Raw genomic sequence first — 19,561 nt, forward strand, 5'->3', positions numbered from 1 at the left:
TCTCACCTTCCTTGTTAGGTTTTCAAATCAATTACTCTGCCCAGCTTTTAGCTGTTTCAAGTTGCTCTTGATACTTGTCTTCAGGAAGAGCTACATACCCTACTTCTTCAGCAGCTTTCCCAGCATTGTTCAAAGTGTACTCAACGAAATCACGAACTTGTGCTTTTTCTTTATAAGCATTTACGTTTACGTAAGTGAATAGCGGACGGGAAAGTGGTGTGTAAGAACCATCTTGAATTGTTTCAGGACCTGGTTTTACAGCTTCGTTTCCACCTTCAGAAATTCCAAGAACTTTCAAGACATCTTCGTTTTCAGCATAGTAAGCATATCCGAAGAATCCGATCGCATTTGGATCATTTTCAATACCGCGAACAAGTACGTTGTCATCTTCAGAAAGGGTAGTGTTAGAACCTTCTTTCATTGGCTCTTCTTCAAGGATTACTTCGTTGAAGTAGTCGAAAGTACCGGAATCATGTCCAGGGCTGAAGATTTTGATTTCTTCTTCAGGCCATTCTGGGTTGATATCAGACCACTTAGTAGCGTCTGAAGACTCAAGGAAGATTTGTTTCAGTTGCTCAATTGTCAATTCTTCAACAAAGTCGTTTTGTTGACTAACAACAACAGAAAGACCATCGTATGCAAGCTCTAGTTCTTCTAATTGAATGCCGTTTTCTTCAGCAGTTGCCTTTTCTTCTTCTTTAATAGGGCGAGAAGCGTTACTTAGATCAATCTCACCTACTGTAGATTTTTTGAATCCACCGCCGGAACCAGAAGCGTTCACAGTTACATTCACATCAGGATTTTCCTGATTGTAAGTGTAAGTCAAGTTTTCCATGATCGGGAATACTGTAGAAGAACCATCAATAGCGATTGGTCCGGAAACTCCTTCAGAACCTTCTTCTGATGTGTTGCCTTCTTCAGCTGCCTGCTCCTCTTCGGATCCTCCGCAAGCTGCTAGTACTCCCAGCACTAGGATGAACATAAGCATTAGTGCTAAACTTTTAAAGTTTTTCATTTCTTTCTCCCCCTATTTCTGTGGTTATGTTTTGTGTTTGACGGCTTGGCCAACTCACATTTTATATATTAACGAGAGAGTTTTAATGACATATGAACCAAACGTAAAGGTTTTGTAAATTGGCGTATTTTGTTGAATAATCCCTCCTTTATAGTTAGATCATACACCCGACTCTTCTGTTAATATAAAAAAATGGAGTGATACAAGTCGTATCACTCCTCAGTTTCTGCTTCTTTTTCGGAATTATTCGTTTGTATTCCGTTCTCCTTACGTTCCTCTTTCAATTCAAAATACGCTTGTCCAATCCGAGCGCCAATGTTATTACTTATATTAAATGTGCTTGATGCCTCTTCTCCTAAATAAGGAGAGACAATGGAAAAAGCAATTTCTGGATCATTCGAAGGTGCATATCCAACCAAGGTTTTATTCAAAAGATTCTTATAGGTTGTTCTTTCACCATTTTCATCAAACACTGCTTTAAATGATTGTGCTGTTCCTGTTTTTACAGCCATATTATATTTTGCATAAGGTTCTTTAGAGAACACATGACTGGCCGTTCCCTGATTCGTTTGAGCGACTTGTCTGAATCCTTCCTGGACTCTTTCAATATATGATTGGTCCATTTCTAATTGATTCAAGACCTGAGGACTATAATCTTTATACACAGGACCCAGTCCATCTTCTTGGGATGGCTCATGAACACTTTTCACTAATCTCGGCCTCATGCGGTCACCACCGTTTGCTATAGTGGATACATATTGGTTTAATTGCATCGGTGTATATGTGCTGAATTGGCCGATAGAGAAGTCCAGGATGTGTCCTGGGTTCCCAGGTTCGCCTGTAACCCCTAAACCTTCATACGGAAAATCAATACCCGTTTTTGCACCAAGCCCCAGCTGGTTAAAATTATATATGAAATTGTCAAACGTGCCTTCTTTTAATGATAGTGAATTCATATCATAATTGTTACTGTAATTCCCACCCAAATACATCGCGAGGAAATACATATAAACGTTTGAAGACTGCTGAAGTGCCGCAATATCATTTACTGTCCCTATATTTGAAGTATAAGAACTTTTTTGATCATTTCTTATTGTGATAGGTCTATCATTAATCCAAGTATTAGGTGTCACTGCTCCTTCATGTAATCCAGTCAAAACAGTCGCTCCTTTTACTACCGATCCAGGCATATAGGAATTATAGAGCGCCTGATGTGACGTGTCGGAAAATCTGGATTCCCCTTCTTCAGGATTTCTATTATAAGTTTGACCCGTAATCGCCAAAATTTCGCCTGTATTTGGGTTAGAGACGACCGCAACCGCATTCTCAAGATGTCTGTTTGGACCAGGGGCTTTGCGAATCGCTGCTTCCAGTTCTTCCTGAACAATCTTGTTGACTCGTTCTTGCAGCTCCATGTCTATCGTCAGGACGAGATCTTTCCCTTTCTCTCCTTCACGAATCACCTTGGAATTGATCACATTGTTGTTCTTGTCTGTTTCGTATTGGACCTTCTCTTTTGTGCCTCTTAAGACATCCTCATACTCTTGCTCTAGCCCACTTGTTCCCACACGGTCGTTACGGCTGTAATCCAGCGACATGAAATAATCAAGTTGATCTCTCGGTACCCCTTGTTCTTTCGATGTGATACTGCCAATATAGCTGCGGAAAACAGAATCATACGGATATGTACGCTCCCAATCCGATGTCACATTAATCCCGGGCAACTCAGCTAAGTGCTCAGCAACGACAGAATATTCTCTCTCAGAAATATCCGTGTTTTTCAAAACGTGAGGTGCAAGCGCATAGGCTTTATCTAATTCCTTCTTAATTGCGATGATTTCTTTCGTTTGGTTATCATAGCTGGCAATTTCACCTTGTCTAATGCTATCTAATTGAAGTTGATAGACTTCACCATTATCTAATTCTGATGTGTCTTCATTTTCAATACGCGCCGTAACTTCTTCCTGGTTTTGAAGAAAGAAGTACTCCTTAAGATCCCTGTCCGTTAACTTCCCTTCATACTCCATATCTATATACTTCGATATTTCTTCAGCTAATTGGAGCTTGTCTTTCGGCTGAACACCTTTTGGGGGTGTGTAGGTAATCGAGTACAAAGGTTGGTTATCAACCACTACACGGCCATACCGATCATACATTTCTCCCCTCGGTACTGGTATGCTGGTCGTTGTGTTTTCTGTACGGTCAATTTCTTCCTGGGCCTCTTCCCCATTTAGAATTTGAACGACCCCGAGCTGGAGTATAATTCCAGCGAAAATTAGGAATACAACAAAAAACACCACGTTCAATCGGAAAGAAAGGTGTGACTTATGCTTGGATTTATTTTTGTGCTTCTTTCCCATGAACTCCTCTCCTTCTTATCATGCTTCATACATTATAGCACTTTTTATGCGCCTTAGAATAGATGAAGCTCATGGGTTATTGGTTTCAATTATGTGACGATTCTGTGCACTGTGTGTCTATTCCCTTCACAAAAAAATAGATGAAGAAATGACCGCCTCCGACAATCAAAAGGATATAGGGGATTCCAGTTTCCGGAGAAATAAGGGTTATCGCAAAGAGAAAAATCACAATGGATAACACTCTCCCGAAGTTAAGAAAAATCTCCCTAACTACAATATACTCTATACGCATTTCAGCAGCATTCCATGATTTCCCTATCACATCATAAGTCAAAGAAATATATGGAACATAGAGCATGGGGAAAAACACTCCTGCGATCCCTGCATAAATAAGCAGGAGAGCCATCGTATCACTGAAGAGCAAAATCAATACACTCAAATATAAAGCCAATCCCGATATGAACATGGCCTTCTTCCTTCGCCTGGGTTTAACCCAACGACTGACAAGAAAGTAAAAGAGAAAAGAAAAGCTAGAATACACCAAGTTGAATACACCTAAAGATAACTCATCCTCTGTTATCAAGAAAATCCAGATGGAGACAGCGAACAAAAAGGTCCCTTCTCTTAAGCCCTGCGACACATGAGCATTCAATATACGCCTCCAATTTGAGTTGTTTTTTCTCTCTGATACAATTCTGCGGAAGGAGAAAGTCCCTTTAGCCTTTCTTCTTGATATACCAAAACTCACAAGAACCGCAATGATGAACAATCCGAAAGAAATTGTGAATATAACGGTATATCCAGTAAAATTGTTTAACCTGGAAATGATATAACCTGCAAGTATCGGTCCGGTCATTCCACCAAGAGATTGCAGCACACCAAGAAATCCATTGAAAAAATCCCGAGTGTCCGGCTCGGTAATTTCAAAGGTCAGAACATTGTAAGCAAGCCAATAAAAGCCATACCCTACACCCAATAGTGACCCGAGCATGATATTGAATGTAGCTGCTCGTTCACCCACGAGTAACACAGTTAAAAAAAACAAAGAGAGAACAGTTACACCAGTTCTCAATACGATTACACGATCTATTCGCTTCGCGCATTTGCCCGCTAAAATGAAAGTTAATGGTTGTAATACATAAATGGCTAAATTATATAGAGCTATGTCAATGTAGCTATTGGATTGTTTCCATAAGTATATGTTCACAAATGTACTGGATAGGAATATACCGAGAGAGTATAAGCCTCCAATGAGAAGTAACAGCAATAAATCTTTTGATACATTTTCGTGGCTGAGCCACACACGCAGCTTACTCACCATATCCATGTCTCCTTTGTGTTCACCTTTAGTGTTTTCAGAACAAAAGGAGATATACAAAAAGAGAGGCATGGATTCATATCCATGCCTCTCCGTAATATTTCAATTATTTAGCTGCGTCGAAGCGCTTAGCCACTTCATCCCAATTTACAACGTTCCAGAATGCAGAAACGTAATCAGGACGACGGTTTTGATAATTCAGGTAATACGCATGCTCCCAAACATCAAGACCTAAGATTGGAGTTTTGCCTTCCATAATCGGAGAATCCTGGTTAAGAGTATCGATTACTTCAAGGTCACCATTATTGACTACTAACCAAGCCCAACCAGATCCGAAGCGGCCTTTTGCCGTTTCTTCAAATTTTTCTTTGAATTGATCGAGACCACCGAATGTATCATTGATTTTCGTAGCAAGGTCACCTGTTGGTTCACCGCCACCATTCGGAGACATGATTGTCCAGAAAAGGCTGTGGTTTGCGTGGCCGCCACCGTTTCGGCGCACCGCTGTGCGGATATCTTCCGGTACTACAGAAAGATTATTGGAAAGAAGCTCTTCCAAGGATTTGTCTTGAAGATCTGCATGTCCTTCAAGTGCATTGTTAAGCTTTGTCACATATCCGTTGTGGTGCTTCGTATGGTGGATGTTCATTGTTTCCTTATCAATAGTAGGTTCTAGTGCATCATAAGCGTAAGGTAGTTCTGGTAGTTCAAATTTAGCCATAATGTAACTCCTCCTTTAAATTAATATGTAAAACCGAAGCATTATGCTTCACATTTTACATTATCAAACGGGATTTTGATTAGCAAATGTTTTGCATCACGATATTAAGAATTCCCTGAAAGAAAATTTTAAAACATAAAAAAACAATCAAGCATCACTTGATTGTTTAAAAAGAGTGGCTCGGGACGGAATCGAACCGCCGACACACGGATTTTCAGTCCGTTGCTCTACCGACTGAGCTACCGAGCCATGTAAGAGAAGAAAATTTCCTATATCTTCTTTTTGAGGTGTTCTGTGCTTACTTGTTACAGGAAATTCCGCTGAGTATGTATCATGGCGGAGGAGGAGGGATTCGAACCCCCGCGGGCCGTAAAGCCCCTGGCGGTTTTCAAGACCGCTCCCTTCAGCCAAACTTGGGTACTCCTCCGTAACATGTTGTGGTGGACCCTGCAGGACTCGAACCTGCGACCGATCGGTTATGAGCCGATAGCTCTAACCAGCTGAGCTAAGGGTCCACATGGGGCGGTTGATGGGAATCGAACCCACGAATGCCGGAACCACAATCCGGTGCGTTAACCACTTCGCCACAACCGCCACGTTTTTCAATTATGTATGTTTGGTGGCGGTGGAGGGAATCGAACCCACGACCTCACGGGTATGAACCGTACGCTCTAGCCAGCTGAGCTACACCGCCAAGTAATATCGCTTGCGAGCGACTTTATTAATATAACATTTCCTACTTAAGACGTCAACTGTTTTTCTCTTTCAAATCAGCGACAAAAATAATATATCACGCCCTCCTTTTCCTTTCAAGGGTTTTTTAATAAAAAACATTGAATTAATTATTCTTTCACCTCACCTTCCTCATTCGTAAGGACCAGTTACCAGAAAAGTGGGCTTATTGTATAGAAGGGATCGTGTTAAAACTCTCCCCTCGATACCAAACTTTCTACCATTCAACCCTTTCCCCGACATTTCAGGTTGCTTATCCCTCAAAAAAAAAAGACGGCTTTGGCAGCCGCCTTTTTTACATTATAAACTTTCTTTTTCACCCAAAACTTCCTCAGCAATGTTCACGGCATGGTCACCGATACGTTCTAAGTTGCTGATCATGTCTACAAATACAATACCTGCTTGCCCTGTGCATACACCTTCATTTAAACGGATGATGTGTTTCTTACGATAACTGCGTTCCATACGATCCAATTCATTCTCTTTTTGAACAACAGCCAATGCTTCTTCGCGGCTCATTGTTTCAAGAGATCTTGTCGCCTGCTTAACGGTCATTAGCGTAAGGTCAAACATTGTATTCAAATCCTCGATAGCCTGAGGAGTAAGGTTCACTTTATTTGAATTTTTATAATCAATCAGCTCAATGATATTCTCAAAATGGTCACCAATACGCTCTAAATCTCTAACAGAATCCATTAGCGCAGAGTGCTTATGACTTTCCTCATCAGAAAGGGAAGCTTGAGAAAGATCAACGAGATAATCAGTAATTTTACGATCAAGGTTGTTCAAAGCGTCTTCAATCTGCATTGCGAGTTCAGAGTGCTTCTGCTGCTTATTATTTAAATAAAGGCTTGTTTCTTCAAGACCTTTATAAGCATATTCACCCATACGAACAACTTCTTCTTTTGCTTGGTCTAAAGCAAGGGATGGAGATTGTTCAATAAAGATCGGGTCCAAATGCTGCGGCTTGTGATCTATTTCTGAATCCTTTCCTGGTACCAGTTTAATGACAATCCATGCGAGGACTGCAATGAACGGGAATTGTACAATCGCATTAGCAATGTTAAAGGATCCGTGAGCAAAGGCAATTGTCATTTCAGGCTCTAAATCCATACTCGTTTGTAACCAGTTCACATATCTTTCAAAAGGAACTAAGAAAATTAAAAATACAGTAGCTCCTAACACGTTGAATATGACGTGTGCAAAGGCAGCCCGCTTAGCACCGACACTTGCGCCGATGGATGCAAGAACAGCCGTAATGGTTGTACCGATGTTATCACCAAACAATACAGGGATAGCTGCTTGTAGATCAACAAGTCCTTCTCCCAACAACGTCTGTAAAATCCCGATTGTTGCACTGGAGCTCTGCACAATTACTGTGAATAAAGTACCTACAATAACACCCAGAATCGGGTTATCACTCATGGATACCGTCAAATCTTGGAATGCCTGTAATGACCGTAGTGGCTTCACCCCTCCACTCATTACCTCCAGTCCAAAGAACAAAGCACCTAGGCCGAAGATGGTCTGACCAAAGTTCGCGACTTTCTTACTTTTGAAAAAGAATAGCAAGAAAGCACCAACAGCAAGGATTGGCAATCCATAAGCTTTAATATCTATACCAATTATAAATGCAGTCATGGTTGTACCAATATTGGCACCCATAATAACACCAATCGCTTGTCTGAATGTCATGAATCCTGCATTGACAAGTCCAACAGTCAATACGGTTGTCGTACTACTACTCTGTACAAGAACAGTAACGACCGTACCCGCAATCACACCCATAAATGGATTGCTCGTAAAACGGTCTAGCAGCTCCCTCAAACGATCTCCTGCTGTCCGTTGTAGTCCATCCGCCATATACTTTAAGCCGAATAGAAAGATACCGAGTCCACCGATGAATTCAAATATCATCTGTTGCACATCGATTTCCATGTTCTCCACCCTTTCTTCATCCAAGTTTCATCATTTTTCTCTTTTTTAAAACAACCTCACTCATAGTAACCATGGAAAAAACTTTTGTAAAGACAATTCATGAATCTTAACATTAAATTTACATTCGCATAATGTTAGCATAACTGTCGTATGTTATTGGAATTTTCCGATAAAAAAAGGCCCTTATGGCGGGGCCTTTTATGATGCCTTATCTTTTATTGTAGAGACACCTTCATTTTCTTCACTACCAACCTGCTGGGATTGTTCCTCTACGACTTTTTCATTTCCAAATTGATTCGAGGAAATAATAAGTGAAAGCTCTTGGGTAAGTCCAATCAAGTCAGTAGTAAATGCATCAAAGGTTTGCATCGTCATTTGTTGTCGGTTAGAAGTTTCCACTAACTCCCCTGTAGAAAGAGACTGGTTTGAGGTAACCTTTTTCATACCTTCGATTACACTTTCCATACGCGGCATAACCTCTTTGCCTTCTTTCAACTGATGTTTAGTGGACTCTAATTGTATATTAAACGATCTCATTCCTTCAGATAAATTTTTGAAAGCATCCTTTGATATATTCATTTGAAGTTGTCTTTCCTGTAATTCCGTTTCCATTTGGTCAAACTGTGTGGAAAGATCTCCTCCGAGCGACATGACCTGCTGCATCCGGTGTTCAATATCCACAGCAGCTGTTCTGGATCGGTCCGCAAGTTTTCTCACTTCCTGTGCAACGACGGCAAACCCTTTTCCATGTTCTCCAGCACGGGCAGCTTCAATGGAGGCATTCAATGCAAGCATTCTCGTCTGCTCTGCAATATCTTGTATTTTGGTGCCCGAATCCTGGATGTTCAACATGTAATGTTGAAAAGATTCGATTTTTGATGTCATGCCCTGAATTTCTTTTCTAAGGCTGTGAAAAGATTGTTCGACCTGTTCCACTCCGCCATTTCCTGAAAGAACCGCTTCGTTCATTCTCTCCTGCTCACCAAAAAGAGCTTCCAAAGTTTCATGCAATTGAACGAACACATTGTTTATTTCATAGAAAACTTCTTGTTGATTATCCATGTATTCTGAAGTTCGGTCACTTTCGTCCTGGGCATGATTCACACTTCTGCTAAGATCCTGATGGACAAGCTTCAACTTCCTGGATGAATCACCCATCTGTTCTCCACCCTTTTCAAGTTGATCGACAGCCCCTTGAAGGGAAGAAAGGATATCCGCAATCTTATGTATAAGTTCTTCGTAACTTTTTTTCAACGACTGAATCTCAGGGAGACTCGTTTTTATGGAACTGGCATCACATAAGATGCCATCTCTTGCTTGTTTCATGACACGTTGCATCTGTTTCACTGGATGAACGATTTTTCCAACAACAAAATAAACAATCACTCCAATGACCAGGACGGTAATGATTCCTAATAACACTGTGTACAAAGCCATTTGGCGCACGCCACTCATAAAATCCTTCTCCGGTACTCCAAGGACATAAATTCCTTGCAGTTCTTGGACCGGCGCAAAGGATAGTACGTAGCTTTCACCAGCCAATTGTATAGTTTCAGTGCCATTCTCTGTACGCAGGAATTGGTGCACAAGTGACTCAGGAAGAGAAGCTTGTTCCATAGCCGGGTAAGTATAAACACCTTCTTTGTTTATAAGATAAGCTTCAGAGGATAAACCATCTTGTTGGATGTGCGCTTGTTGTGCATTCGAATACCCTTCCATGCGCTTTGTGAATTCTTCCTGATCTCCGACGAAAGCATACATTAATTGCTCAGCTACATCCTGAGCCATCAATAACTCACGCTCCAGACGGTCTTGAACAAGATTCATTTGATTTTCCTCAGCCTTCGTATAAGAAAAGAAACCAATCATAGAAACTGAAATTAGAACAAGAGCACAAACGATCGCTGTTAACCTTATCTGCAAATTGAATTGCGGCCATCGTAATTTAAATGCCATCGGTTTGAGGCGTATCCTTTTTTTCATAAAAATAAACACTCCATCTCTTTGATTGATTGCACAAACAAAGTATGACGACAGAGTGTTAAGGGATTGTTAATAATGTATTAAGGTTTGGTAATTTCACAACTTCTTGACCAGGATTTTTGTACCATCTACTTTCACAACCTTAATTTTATCGCCGCAGGTAATCCACTGACCATTTGAAATAGCGCTGTATTCTTCCTCCTCTATTTTTATCGTCCCTACAGGTCTCATATCTGTGAGAGCTTCTCCTTGTTGATCAAGTAAGTACTGATACGTTTCATTCATGGAATTGTACCCCATTTCTGAGGTCAGTTGGTCATTCAGAGCCATTTTCGACCACATCTTTCTTTGTTTGAAAACCTTCAGGAATAACAAGGATGCAGATCCGCCTAAAATAACCCCAATAACACTGTACAAACCTGCTACCCAATTAGGTGCGCTGAAGCCGACGGCAATGATCATCGTGACAGCGCCAATAATCGCAAGAGTACCATCATTTAATAGTTTTCCATCAATGATCATAAGAATAATCCCCAGAAAATATACGAGCATCATGACGATAAACATCTCTGTCTCTAAATAACCTGAGAAGTAGACAGTTATAAAGCCGAATCCGATGATAGCGAACACTCCACGCATGTTTACGAGTAATTCACCAATTAGAAACATAGTTCCCAGAAAAGTAATAAATAAAGCGATCCAATCATAAGTAAACATGATGGTTCACATCCTCTCCTTAATTACTATATGTACGTTCGAAGATGTACTTTTGTTTCAGAAGTGCAATTATTTTTTCTCCAATCATCCCATGATATAATGATGACAACATTTATGAGTTTACACAAATTTAACTTACAAATGTGCATATTTAAGGTTCCTGACTTCTCATTTATAAAAATAGCCCTTATAATGAAGATTGGAATTCATCTTGCATACCTTTTTGTGAATATACAAAGGAGCGATATTAATGGCAATTACGCACAGAAAAGACACTCGTCCCGTAAGAGTCGGCGACGTTACGATAGGTGGATCTGATGAGGTTGTTATTCAATCTATGACCACCACCAAAACACACGATGTAGAAGCAACAGTCGCTGAAATCAAGCGACTGGAGGAAGCCGGTTGTCAAATCGTCCGAGTGGCTTGCCCGGATGATCGAGCTGCTGACGCCATTCCTGAAATTAAAAAACGCATCAACATTCCTTTGGTTGTTGACATCCACTTTGATTATAAGAAAGCTTTGAAGGCCATTGAAGGTGGAGCAGACAAAATTCGTATTAACCCTGGGAACATCGGGAAACGCGAAAAAGTTGAAGAAGTCGTGAAAGCGGCAAAGGCAAAGGGCATCCCAATCCGAATCGGAGTCAATGCTGGTTCACTTGAGCGTCATATCCTTGAGAAATACGGTTATCCGACCGCAGACGGAATGGTTGAAAGTGCCTTGCATCACATTAAAATTCTTGAGGATCTTGATTTCCACGATATCATCGTATCCCTTAAAGCTTCTGATGTGAAATTGGCTATCGAAGCTTATGAAAAAGCTGCGGCAGCCTTCAACTATCCGATTCATTTGGGGATCACTGAATCAGGGACCCTTTTCGCAGGTACAGTAAAAAGCGCTGCAGGACTTGGAGCTATCTTAAGTAAAGGAATTGGTAGTACCGTACGGATCAGCTTGAGTGCTGACCCTGTAGAAGAGGTGAAAGTAGCTAAAGAACTTCTTAAATCATTTGGTCTTGCATCGAACGCCGCAACTCTCATTTCCTGCCCGACTTGTGGACGGATCGAAATTGACTTGATTTCTATAGCCAATGAGGTTGAAGAATATATCCAAACCATCAAAGCACCAATTAAAGTAGCTGTACTCGGCTGCGCTGTCAATGGTCCAGGTGAAGCTAGAGAAGCAGACATCGGTATTGCCGGCGCCCGTGGAGAAGGTCTACTATTCCGTCATGGGGAGATCATCCGTAAAGTACCTGAAGAAATCATGGTCGATGAACTGAAGAAAGAAGTCGACAAGTTAGCTGAAGAACATTACGAAAAAGAGCGTAAAGAAAAAGAGAAACTTAAACAAGAGCAAGAACAATCATAAAAAAGGTGACCCCGGATTCGGGGCCACCTTTTTTTATATCAAGTTATAGATCGGAGCAAAGAATAATGAAAATGCGATGGAAACGATACTTACAATAATCGCCATATTCCCTAATGTATCGGCTCCACGTCGCTTACCAATGATCCCGAGAACAATCCCGGCTGCGCCGAGAATTAACGGAGCAAAAAAGAAAGAAAGGATTGCGGCAGATAATCCCAACCAGCCCATCCCCACTTTTACATCTTCCTCTTCTTTCATTGTCGTCTCTTTTTCCTCGTTATTCATCGGCTCATCAATCGGCCCTACAGCCGCTTCCTGAGCAAACTCCTCCTCATAACTATCACCATATACAGGTTGATCCGGCCCACGACCATGGTCATCTACGGCAACGTCATCAAATTCAGACGCTCTAGTTTCTTTATACCCGGGCTCTTGTCTTAAATCATGGTCTTGGATTTCTTCAAAAGCTTCATTCAGCACTTGTTCCGTCGACGGCTCATCATGCTCGTCCACGGCTTCTTCATGAACTTGCTCTAATTCATCCCCATGTTCAGGGGCTTTTTGTGTTTTGTGACGATTCTCAACAGTTTCTTTCGGATCATGCATAAGAATACCCTCACTTTCTGTTTAAAGAATCATGATTATTATATGGAGAGTATAAGAAATTACATGAGGGATTTGATGGTAAAAAAGCGCCTGACTATACGTCAGACGCTTACAATCAATTCGCTAATACTACAGTCGTGTGATTTTCTGCTTTCTCCTGAATTTCTTCGGCATACCAGCTTTCGGCGTGCCCGTTTTCTTTTTTATATTCCTTTAAGCCGCCCATACCCCGGTGATAAGCCGTGAGTGCTTCATCCCAATTATCGTACTTGTTTTGTAAAAAATCTAAATAAACTAAGGATAATTGCATGGAATAATAAGGATCGAAAAGCAACTCTTCCTCATAAGGTAAACCAGCCATATCAGCGATCCATGGGGCTGTGTTTTTCATAAACTGTGACATCCCATAAGCATGTCCATATTTTGTTTCTGGACCCACGAGGTTAGGATCAAAGGTTCCTCCTGTTTCCACATTCAGTAGTTCATAAACAAGATATGGATTAATTTCATAGCGCTGTGCTTCCTTAACCAGATACATGGCCCAGGATTTTTTGAAATTTCCATCACTTTCTTTTACAAGACGGTCGGCCTTTTTTTCAATTTCCGGCCAGGTATGATAGCCATTTTTTTCTTCCCTTTTTAAAGGCTGTTCCTTCAAATACTCGTTCGTAGACTGTAAGCGCTCAATTTCAAGAGAGAGCTGTTCATTTTTATTTTTCAATTCCTGCTTTTGATCAGCCAGTGCTTTTTCCTGCTTCTGGTTCCATTGGTTTATAGTAAAGAATATCGCCAAAACGAGCAGCATCAATATACTCGTTGTCCAAAGAGGTTTTTGTTCCTTCATATAATGTTTCACTCCTTCACTTTATGCACACTGGTACTTTTGCCCAGTCAGCCACTAAACCCATTGGCTTATACTAACCGATTGGTATATGTATTTCAATTGAAACTCCTATAGACATAATTTTTTAAAAACACAAATCCTTCTCAACATTCATATGGTGTAGTAAATAAGGAGAGAGGGAGTATAAGCCTATGAAGAATGTGGCACAACAGTTAATTACCCAGAAATTGAAGCAGTTAACCGTAAAAGAACTACTTTTTTATAGTCAGAAATATCAAATCCCTATAACAAAGGATGAAGCTGCTGCCATAGTCAAAGCTTTGAAAAAAAACAAGGATAACCCCTTCGACCCGGATGGACGGAAGAGAATGTTGAGCAAACTCGCCAAAATCACTTCAAAAGATACGGCGAGATCTGTATATAAACTACTCATGAAAATGGCAAAAGAATATGGAGTAGAACATTGGCTAAAATAAAAAACCTAACAAACCTCTATTCTAAATTCAACAAACGCTCCCTTTACTTGAAGACTCAGTTTCGAGAAGTATGTTGAGTGGATGAGGGCTGCGGGGAATAGCTCGCCACTCCCCCACAGGAAAGCGAGTAGCTTCTCAGCCACCCCTGACGCCCAACAAGGCAACGAACCCTGGAAACATCTCGAAACTGATTCTTCCACAAACCCGCCATTTACTTTAATAACTAAAAAAAAGAAGGAGCACAAGGGCTCCTTCTTTATTGTTGCATAATTTTTTCTTTTAAACCTTCATCAAATATGCCTTCTTTGACCATATCAATTTCATAACGATACGGCGGCTTTTTATTTTTCTTATCTTCCCCTACATACGGAGTCTCAAGAATTTTTGGAAGCTCTTTGAGTGTCGGATGGTGAATCACCTTATGAAGAGCATCAAAACCGATATGACCGAATCCAATATTTTCGTGGCGGTCCTTGGCTGCCCCTTGGATATTTTTACTATCATTCACATGGATGACTTTTAGACGATCGATCCCGACGATTTTATCAAATTCGTCCAATACTCCGTCAAAATCCTCCACGACATTGTAACCCGCGTCATGAATGTGACACGTATCCATACAGACCGATAATTTCTCATTGTGGGTCACGCCATCAATGATTTGTGCCAATTCATCAAAGCTCCTGCCGATTTCAGAACCTTTCCCAGCCATCGTTTCAAGAGCGATTTGAACCTTTTGATCTTTATGAAGGACCTCGTTCAACCCTTCAATGATCTTCGGCAACCCTTTTTCCACTCCTTGTCCAACATGAGACCCTGGGTGAAGTACAATTTGCCTTGCTCCGAGTGCTTCCGTTCGTTCGATTTCATTTCTTAGAAAATCAACACCTAACTGGAATGTTTCCGGTTTGGTTGTATTTCCGATATTGATGATATAAGGAGCATGAACCACGATGTCGCCGATGCCATTCGCATTCATGTGTTCCGTCCCGGCTTCAATGTTCAATTCTTCAATAGGACGGCGCCTTGTGTTCTGCGGGGCTCCTGTATAGATCATAAATGTGCTAGCACCATAGGATGTGGCTTCTTCACTGGCGCCCAGCAGCATTTTTTTCCCTTTCATAGATACGTGTGATCCAATCTTCAACATACGATCTACCCTTTCTTATTTCTTCTTGAAACGACTCTGTTTCAGCTTTCTCATATTTTTGTCTGTCTGCTGCTTCATTTTCTTCTTATAACCCGGCTTCACTTTTTTCGGTTTCCGTACCATCTGCTTCGCTTTTTTCTCAAGATCCGAGGCATGCCGTTCACGGTTCTGTCTCTCGTTGTAAGCATTTGTTTCTTTCCATTCTCCATTTTTCACTTCATAAAATTCAAACGTAAGTCCTTTTTTCTCAAGCTTCTGAATGAGAGGAAGGTCAGATTCCTTATACAAATTAATAGCTGTCCCTTGCATTCCAGCTCGTGCTGTTCGTCCGACTCTGTGAATGTAGAATTCTTCCTCTTTCGGCATCTGTGCGTTGATCACATGACTAACACCTTGAATATCGATTCCACGTGATGCAAGGTCTGTCGCTACAATATATTGATAACGTAAGTTTTGCAACTCTTTAAGCATTCTTTTTCTTTCTCTTGGCGAAAGCCCGCCGTGAAGGATTCCTGTTTCAAGACCTCGCTTCATTAACTCATCAGCGAGATCGTCGGCATGATTTTTTCCATTTGTAAAAATGATGGCCAAATAAGGTTGTATGGCCTTTGATATTTCCACAATGACATCGGCTGGATCCTTATGTCTTAGCGGGACAAGTCGATGCTCCATCGTTTCCGGTGATGGCTTGTCGTCTTCAATTTGGATGTGTGTAGGGTTCGTTAAATATTTCTTTAAGAATGGTTGTAGACGTTCAGGAATGGTCGCTGAAAAGACGAGCATCTGTACATCCTGGTCCATCCGTACAAGAATTTGGTCGACCTCTTCAATGAAGCCTAAATCCAGCATCAGATCTGCTTCATCCAAAACGAATGCTTTGGCTTGGTAAAGGTCGATCGCTTCTTCTTTGACCATGTCTAAAATACGGCCCGGTGTGCCGACCACAATATGAGGGGGTCTCGAAGATAGTTTTCCGACCATTTTCTGCTTATCCGTACCACCTATGAGGAGCTTTGAACGCCAAATTTCTTCTTTCCCAGCCATTTGAATGGCTTTTTTTACTTCATCTTGAATTTGAATGGCTAATTCTCTTGTAGGTGCTGTAATCACAAACTGCACATGTTCTGCCTCATCATCCAACTGATTGAACAGTGGAAGTAAGTAGGCATGTGTCTTACCTGATCCTGTATGGGACTGTCCAATGAGACTCTCCCCTCTCAAAGCTGCTGGCAGGACCTGCTTTTGAATGGGGGTGGGTTTCTTAAAGCCTAATCCCTCTACAATTTGACTGACTGTAGAAGTAATGGCATATTGATCAAATGTATGCTTACTCATAACCGTTCTCCTTTAATGTAAAATGTTCCTTCCTTATTATAATAGAGCAGAGGACAAATTGCACGATAACCTTGTTTTAGAACGTCTTTCTTTGTCATCTTTCCCTTTACCCTTTATAATGATAATGGTATCTTTAAAGTTATTGGATTGGATTTATAGAGGAGGACGTTAATCAATGGAAGTCATTAAAATCGCCCCTCGCGGTTATTGTTATGGTGTAGTAGATGCAATGGTCATTGCTCGAAACGCAGCTAAAGACCCGAATCTGCCACGTCCTATATATATATTAGGCATGATTGTCCACAACTCACATGTAACAGAGGCCTTCAAGGAAGAAGGAATCATTACTGTAGATGGGAAAAATCGTAGTGACATGTTAGAAGGCATTCATGATGGTACAGTCATTTTTACAGCTCACGGTGTTTCCCCTCTAATTAAGGAACGCGCAAAAGAAAAAGGGCTCACCGTCTTAGACGCCACTTGTCCTGATGTGACCAATACCCACAACTTGATTAGAAAAAAAGTGGCTGAGGGATTTGAGGTCATTTACGTGGGGAAAAAGGGACACCCGGAACCGGAAGGCGCTATGGGCGTAGCACCAGGAAAAGTCCACCTCGTCCAAACGGAAGAGGATGTGGAAGAGCTCGACCTTGATCATGATAAATTGATGATCACCAACCAGACGACAATGAGTCAGTGGGACGTTTATGATGTTATGGAAAAAGCGAAAGAGAAATTTCCGCAACTCGAAAAGCAGCAGGAAATCTGTATGGCGACTCAGGTTCGTCAGGAAGCTGTTTCCGAACAGGCGGGTGAAGCCGATTTGACTCTAGTTGTCGGTGATCCGATGAGTAACAACTCGAATCGACTTGCCCAAGTCTCTATGGAAAAAGCAGGTACCACCGCTTATCGCATTGCTGATGTGACAGAAATCCAATTAGAATGGTTGGAAGGTGTCGAGAAAGTGGCCGTTACAGCTGGTGCTTCAACTCCAACTCCTATAACAAAAGAAGTCATCAAATTCATCGAGCAGTTCGATCACAACGATGAAAGCACGTGGGTCCGCGAGTCAAAAGTTGAACAGAAAAAGATTTTACCTCCCGTCCGTGCCAGAAAAAAAGTGAAGAGATAAAAAAAAGGATGAAAGCTTAAGCTTTCATCCTTTTTTTATACAATTGTAAATGGCTCCGTATATGCTTCGGAAACGAAGATGTTCAAATCCCCTTGTTTATTACACTTCTCTTCAAGATATTCTTTTACTTTAGGACAAACGACTTTTTCCACGTGATGACCAGGATCAATGACGGAAAGGCCCATTTCCATGGCATCTTGTGTCATATGAAAAGTCATGTCTCCCGTAATATAAACATCCGCACCGCTTCTTTTCGCATGATGAATGTACTTTTCTCCACTGCCTCCAAGAAGGGCCACTTTTTTTATAACTTTATCCATTTTTCCGGAAACACGTACATGAGGAACATCATATTCTTTTTTTATCAGCTCGACAAGCTCCCGCAAAGGCATGGGTTTTTCAAGTTCTCCTACACGCCCTGCTCCTAATGGTTCCCCTTCATTCAATAATGGGTAAACATCATAAGCGACTTCCTCATACGGATGAGCCTCTTCCATCGCTTTCAAAACCCTTGATAGGCGTGACTTTGGTACGATCGTCTCTATTCTTTTTTCATCCACGATTTCAAGTTGTCCTTCTTCACCCAAATACGGATTAGTACCGTCTTCCGGTTTGAAAGTTCCATGGCCGGATAGTTGATACGTGCAATGACTATAATGACCGATATGCCCTGCTCCTGCCTCACTAATTGCATCCCGTAATAGATCAGCGTGATCTTCAGGAACAAAGACGGTAAGTTTTACAAGAGAGTCGCTTCCTGTTTCGATCAAAGGACGGGAGTTCGTTACTCCGATCAATTGAGCCATGACATCATTGACACCACCTTTGGCAATATCAAGGTTCGTGTGGGCAGCATAGACCGCGATGTCATGCTTGATCAATTTTTGGATGATTCTCCCTTTCGGTGTATCCAAATTGATTTGATTCAATTTCACAAAAAGCAAAGGGTGATGGGCAATGATTAAATCCACTTCTTTTTCAATTGCTTCGTCTACAACATTCTCCAACACATCCAGGGTAACCATGATATTTTTCACCGGTTTATTGAGTGTGCCTACTTGAAGACCCACATTATCCCAATCAAAGGCAAGGCCCTTCGGTGACCATTTTTCAAATTCACGGATGATGTCCTGGGCTGTGGACGTTTGGTTCATGATTGCAATACCTCCTCTAACCATTTCAACTCTTTTTGTTGTTGTTTCAATTTCTCTTCATCGGGATAGGTCGCTTGGTTCATCTGTTTTATAATATATTGTTTCTTATTCCATTCCTCTTTACATTTCTTTATAAACGGCTCTGGTCGTTTCTCTAATAAATACGGTCCAAGCCACATTTCTTTCTCTATCATTTGCTGCTGGTAAGGAGAGGATGGATCTCCCTTTTCTGCAACAAGAATTTCATAAATGTGACCACTTTCCTCTACAATTGTTTCATCGACAAGCTTATAGTCATGCTGGAAGAACCACCTTCTAAGAGACCTTGAATCGATATTGGGTTGAACGACAATTCGATTGACGTGTGAAAGCTTTTCTTTTCCTCCCTCAAGGATATCTCGGATTAAAGGTCCGCCCATCCCTGCAATGACCACCTGTTTTATTTCTCCAGGAGCAACAACAGCGAGCCCGTCGCCGAGACGGACATCAATGCGATCTTCAAGCTTGTGTTTTTCCACTTCACTTTTGGCACTATCATATGGCCCTTGATTCACTTCACCCGCTACTGCTCTTGCCTCTGGATCTTTCATACATACAAAGCACGGAAGATAGGCATGATCCGAACCGATATCCGCAAAATGAGCTCCCTTCGGTAAGTAATCGGCCACCAGTGCTAAGCGTTTTGATAATTGATTAACATTCATA

Annotated in this window: 16 protein-coding genes and 5 tRNA genes; 3 read left to right on the forward strand and 18 right to left on the reverse strand. The window is 41.3% G+C overall.

What is annotated here, in order from left to right; genetic code table 11:
* Positions 1–31 precede the first annotated feature (31 nt).
* From K2225_RS13595 to K2225_RS13650, 12 genes are all read right to left on the reverse strand, one after another.
* Positions 32–1,015 carry a PstS family phosphate ABC transporter substrate-binding protein gene (locus K2225_RS13595; protein WP_220585248.1) on the reverse strand — a complete coding sequence of 328 codons (984 nt, stop codon included), beginning with the start codon at positions 1,013–1,015 and terminating at the stop codon, positions 32–34.
* Between the two features lie 212 nt (positions 1,016–1,227).
* Positions 1,228–3,375, reverse strand: a complete 2,148-nt coding sequence (locus K2225_RS13600) for a peptidoglycan D,D-transpeptidase FtsI family protein (RefSeq protein WP_220585249.1) — start codon at positions 3,373–3,375, stop codon at positions 1,228–1,230.
* Positions 3,376–3,460: 85 nt separating this feature from the next.
* Complete coding sequence (locus K2225_RS13605) at positions 3,461–4,696, reverse strand: MFS transporter (protein ID WP_220585250.1); 1,236 nt, start codon at positions 4,694–4,696, stop codon at positions 3,461–3,463.
* Between the two features lie 103 nt (positions 4,697–4,799).
* A complete protein-coding gene (locus tag K2225_RS13610) occupies positions 4,800–5,414 on the reverse strand; it encodes a superoxide dismutase (RefSeq protein WP_146812835.1) in 615 nt (204 codons plus the stop codon).
* A 176-nt stretch (positions 5,415–5,590) separates the two neighbouring features.
* Positions 5,591–5,663 (reverse strand) — tRNA-Phe (locus tag K2225_RS13615).
* Positions 5,664–5,748: 85 nt separating this feature from the next.
* Positions 5,749–5,841: transfer RNA gene (locus K2225_RS13620), tRNA-Ser, on the reverse strand.
* 11 nt (positions 5,842–5,852) lie between these two features.
* Positions 5,853–5,929 (reverse strand) — tRNA-Ile (locus K2225_RS13625).
* Positions 5,930–5,932: 3 nt separating this feature from the next.
* Positions 5,933–6,008 (reverse strand) — tRNA-His (locus tag K2225_RS13630).
* Positions 6,009–6,031: 23 nt separating this feature from the next.
* Positions 6,032–6,108 (reverse strand) — tRNA-Met (locus tag K2225_RS13635).
* A 338-nt stretch (positions 6,109–6,446) separates the two neighbouring features.
* A complete protein-coding gene (locus K2225_RS13640) occupies positions 6,447–8,084 on the reverse strand; it encodes a Na/Pi cotransporter family protein (RefSeq protein ID WP_220585251.1) in 1,638 nt (545 codons plus the stop codon).
* A gap of 198 nt (positions 8,085–8,282) precedes the next feature.
* The gene (locus K2225_RS13645) at positions 8,283–10,067 is read right to left on the reverse strand and encodes a methyl-accepting chemotaxis protein (protein WP_220585252.1); all 1,785 of its coding nucleotides are present in this window, start codon (positions 10,065–10,067) and stop codon (positions 8,283–8,285) included.
* A gap of 96 nt (positions 10,068–10,163) precedes the next feature.
* Positions 10,164–10,784, reverse strand: coding sequence for an NfeD family protein (locus K2225_RS13650; RefSeq protein ID WP_220585253.1), 621 nt, complete (start codon positions 10,782–10,784; stop codon positions 10,164–10,166).
* 250 nt (positions 10,785–11,034) lie between these two features.
* Between K2225_RS13650 and ispG the strand changes: the two genes are divergently transcribed.
* Positions 11,035–12,159 carry a flavodoxin-dependent (E)-4-hydroxy-3-methylbut-2-enyl-diphosphate synthase gene (ispG, locus tag K2225_RS13655; protein ID WP_146812831.1) on the forward strand — a complete coding sequence of 375 codons (1,125 nt, stop codon included), beginning with the start codon at positions 11,035–11,037 and terminating at the stop codon, positions 12,157–12,159.
* A gap of 33 nt (positions 12,160–12,192) precedes the next feature.
* Here ispG and K2225_RS13660 read toward each other — a convergent pair whose 3' ends face one another.
* Both K2225_RS13660 and K2225_RS13665 read right to left on the reverse strand, forming a co-directional pair.
* Complete coding sequence (locus K2225_RS13660) at positions 12,193–12,765, reverse strand: DUF4190 domain-containing protein (protein ID WP_220585254.1); 573 nt, start codon at positions 12,763–12,765, stop codon at positions 12,193–12,195.
* Between the two features lie 115 nt (positions 12,766–12,880).
* Positions 12,881–13,609: a transglycosylase SLT domain-containing protein gene (locus K2225_RS13665; RefSeq protein ID WP_255574538.1), complete on the reverse strand. Its 729-nt coding sequence runs from the start codon at positions 13,607–13,609 to the stop codon at positions 12,881–12,883.
* Positions 13,610–13,800: 191 nt separating this feature from the next.
* Here K2225_RS13665 and K2225_RS13670 point away from each other — a divergent pair, with 191 nt between their 5' ends.
* A complete protein-coding gene (locus K2225_RS13670) occupies positions 13,801–14,085 on the forward strand; it encodes a DUF2624 domain-containing protein (protein WP_220585255.1) in 285 nt (94 codons plus the stop codon).
* Between the two features lie 256 nt (positions 14,086–14,341).
* On the opposite strand, the gene K2225_RS13675 is transcribed toward K2225_RS13670, so the two are convergent.
* Together K2225_RS13675 and K2225_RS13680 are read right to left on the reverse strand one after the other, a co-directional pair.
* A complete protein-coding gene (locus K2225_RS13675; protein ID WP_220585256.1) occupies positions 14,342–15,235 on the reverse strand; it encodes a deoxyribonuclease IV in 894 nt (297 codons plus the stop codon).
* 15 nt (positions 15,236–15,250) lie between these two features.
* Positions 15,251–16,570, reverse strand: a complete 1,320-nt coding sequence (locus K2225_RS13680) for a DEAD/DEAH box helicase (protein ID WP_220585257.1) — start codon at positions 16,568–16,570, stop codon at positions 15,251–15,253.
* A gap of 175 nt (positions 16,571–16,745) precedes the next feature.
* Between K2225_RS13680 and K2225_RS13685 the strand changes: the two genes are divergently transcribed.
* The gene (locus tag K2225_RS13685) at positions 16,746–17,702 is read left to right on the forward strand and encodes a 4-hydroxy-3-methylbut-2-enyl diphosphate reductase (protein WP_146812825.1); all 957 of its coding nucleotides are present in this window, start codon (positions 16,746–16,748) and stop codon (positions 17,700–17,702) included.
* A 35-nt stretch (positions 17,703–17,737) separates the two neighbouring features.
* Here K2225_RS13685 and K2225_RS13690 read toward each other — a convergent pair whose 3' ends face one another.
* Positions 17,738–18,856, reverse strand: a complete 1,119-nt coding sequence (locus K2225_RS13690) for a Nif3-like dinuclear metal center hexameric protein (protein WP_220585258.1) — start codon at positions 18,854–18,856, stop codon at positions 17,738–17,740.
* Positions 18,853–19,560, reverse strand: coding sequence for a tRNA (adenine(22)-N(1))-methyltransferase (locus tag K2225_RS13695; RefSeq protein ID WP_220585259.1), 708 nt, complete (start codon positions 19,558–19,560; stop codon positions 18,853–18,855). Before K2225_RS13695 ends, K2225_RS13690 begins: the two co-directional genes overlap by 4 nt.
* Position 19,561 lies beyond the last annotated feature (1 nt).

Source organism: Halobacillus sp. Nhm2S1 (genome assembly GCF_019599545.1).
Lineage (GTDB): Bacteria > Bacillota > Bacilli > Bacillales > Halobacillaceae > Halobacillus.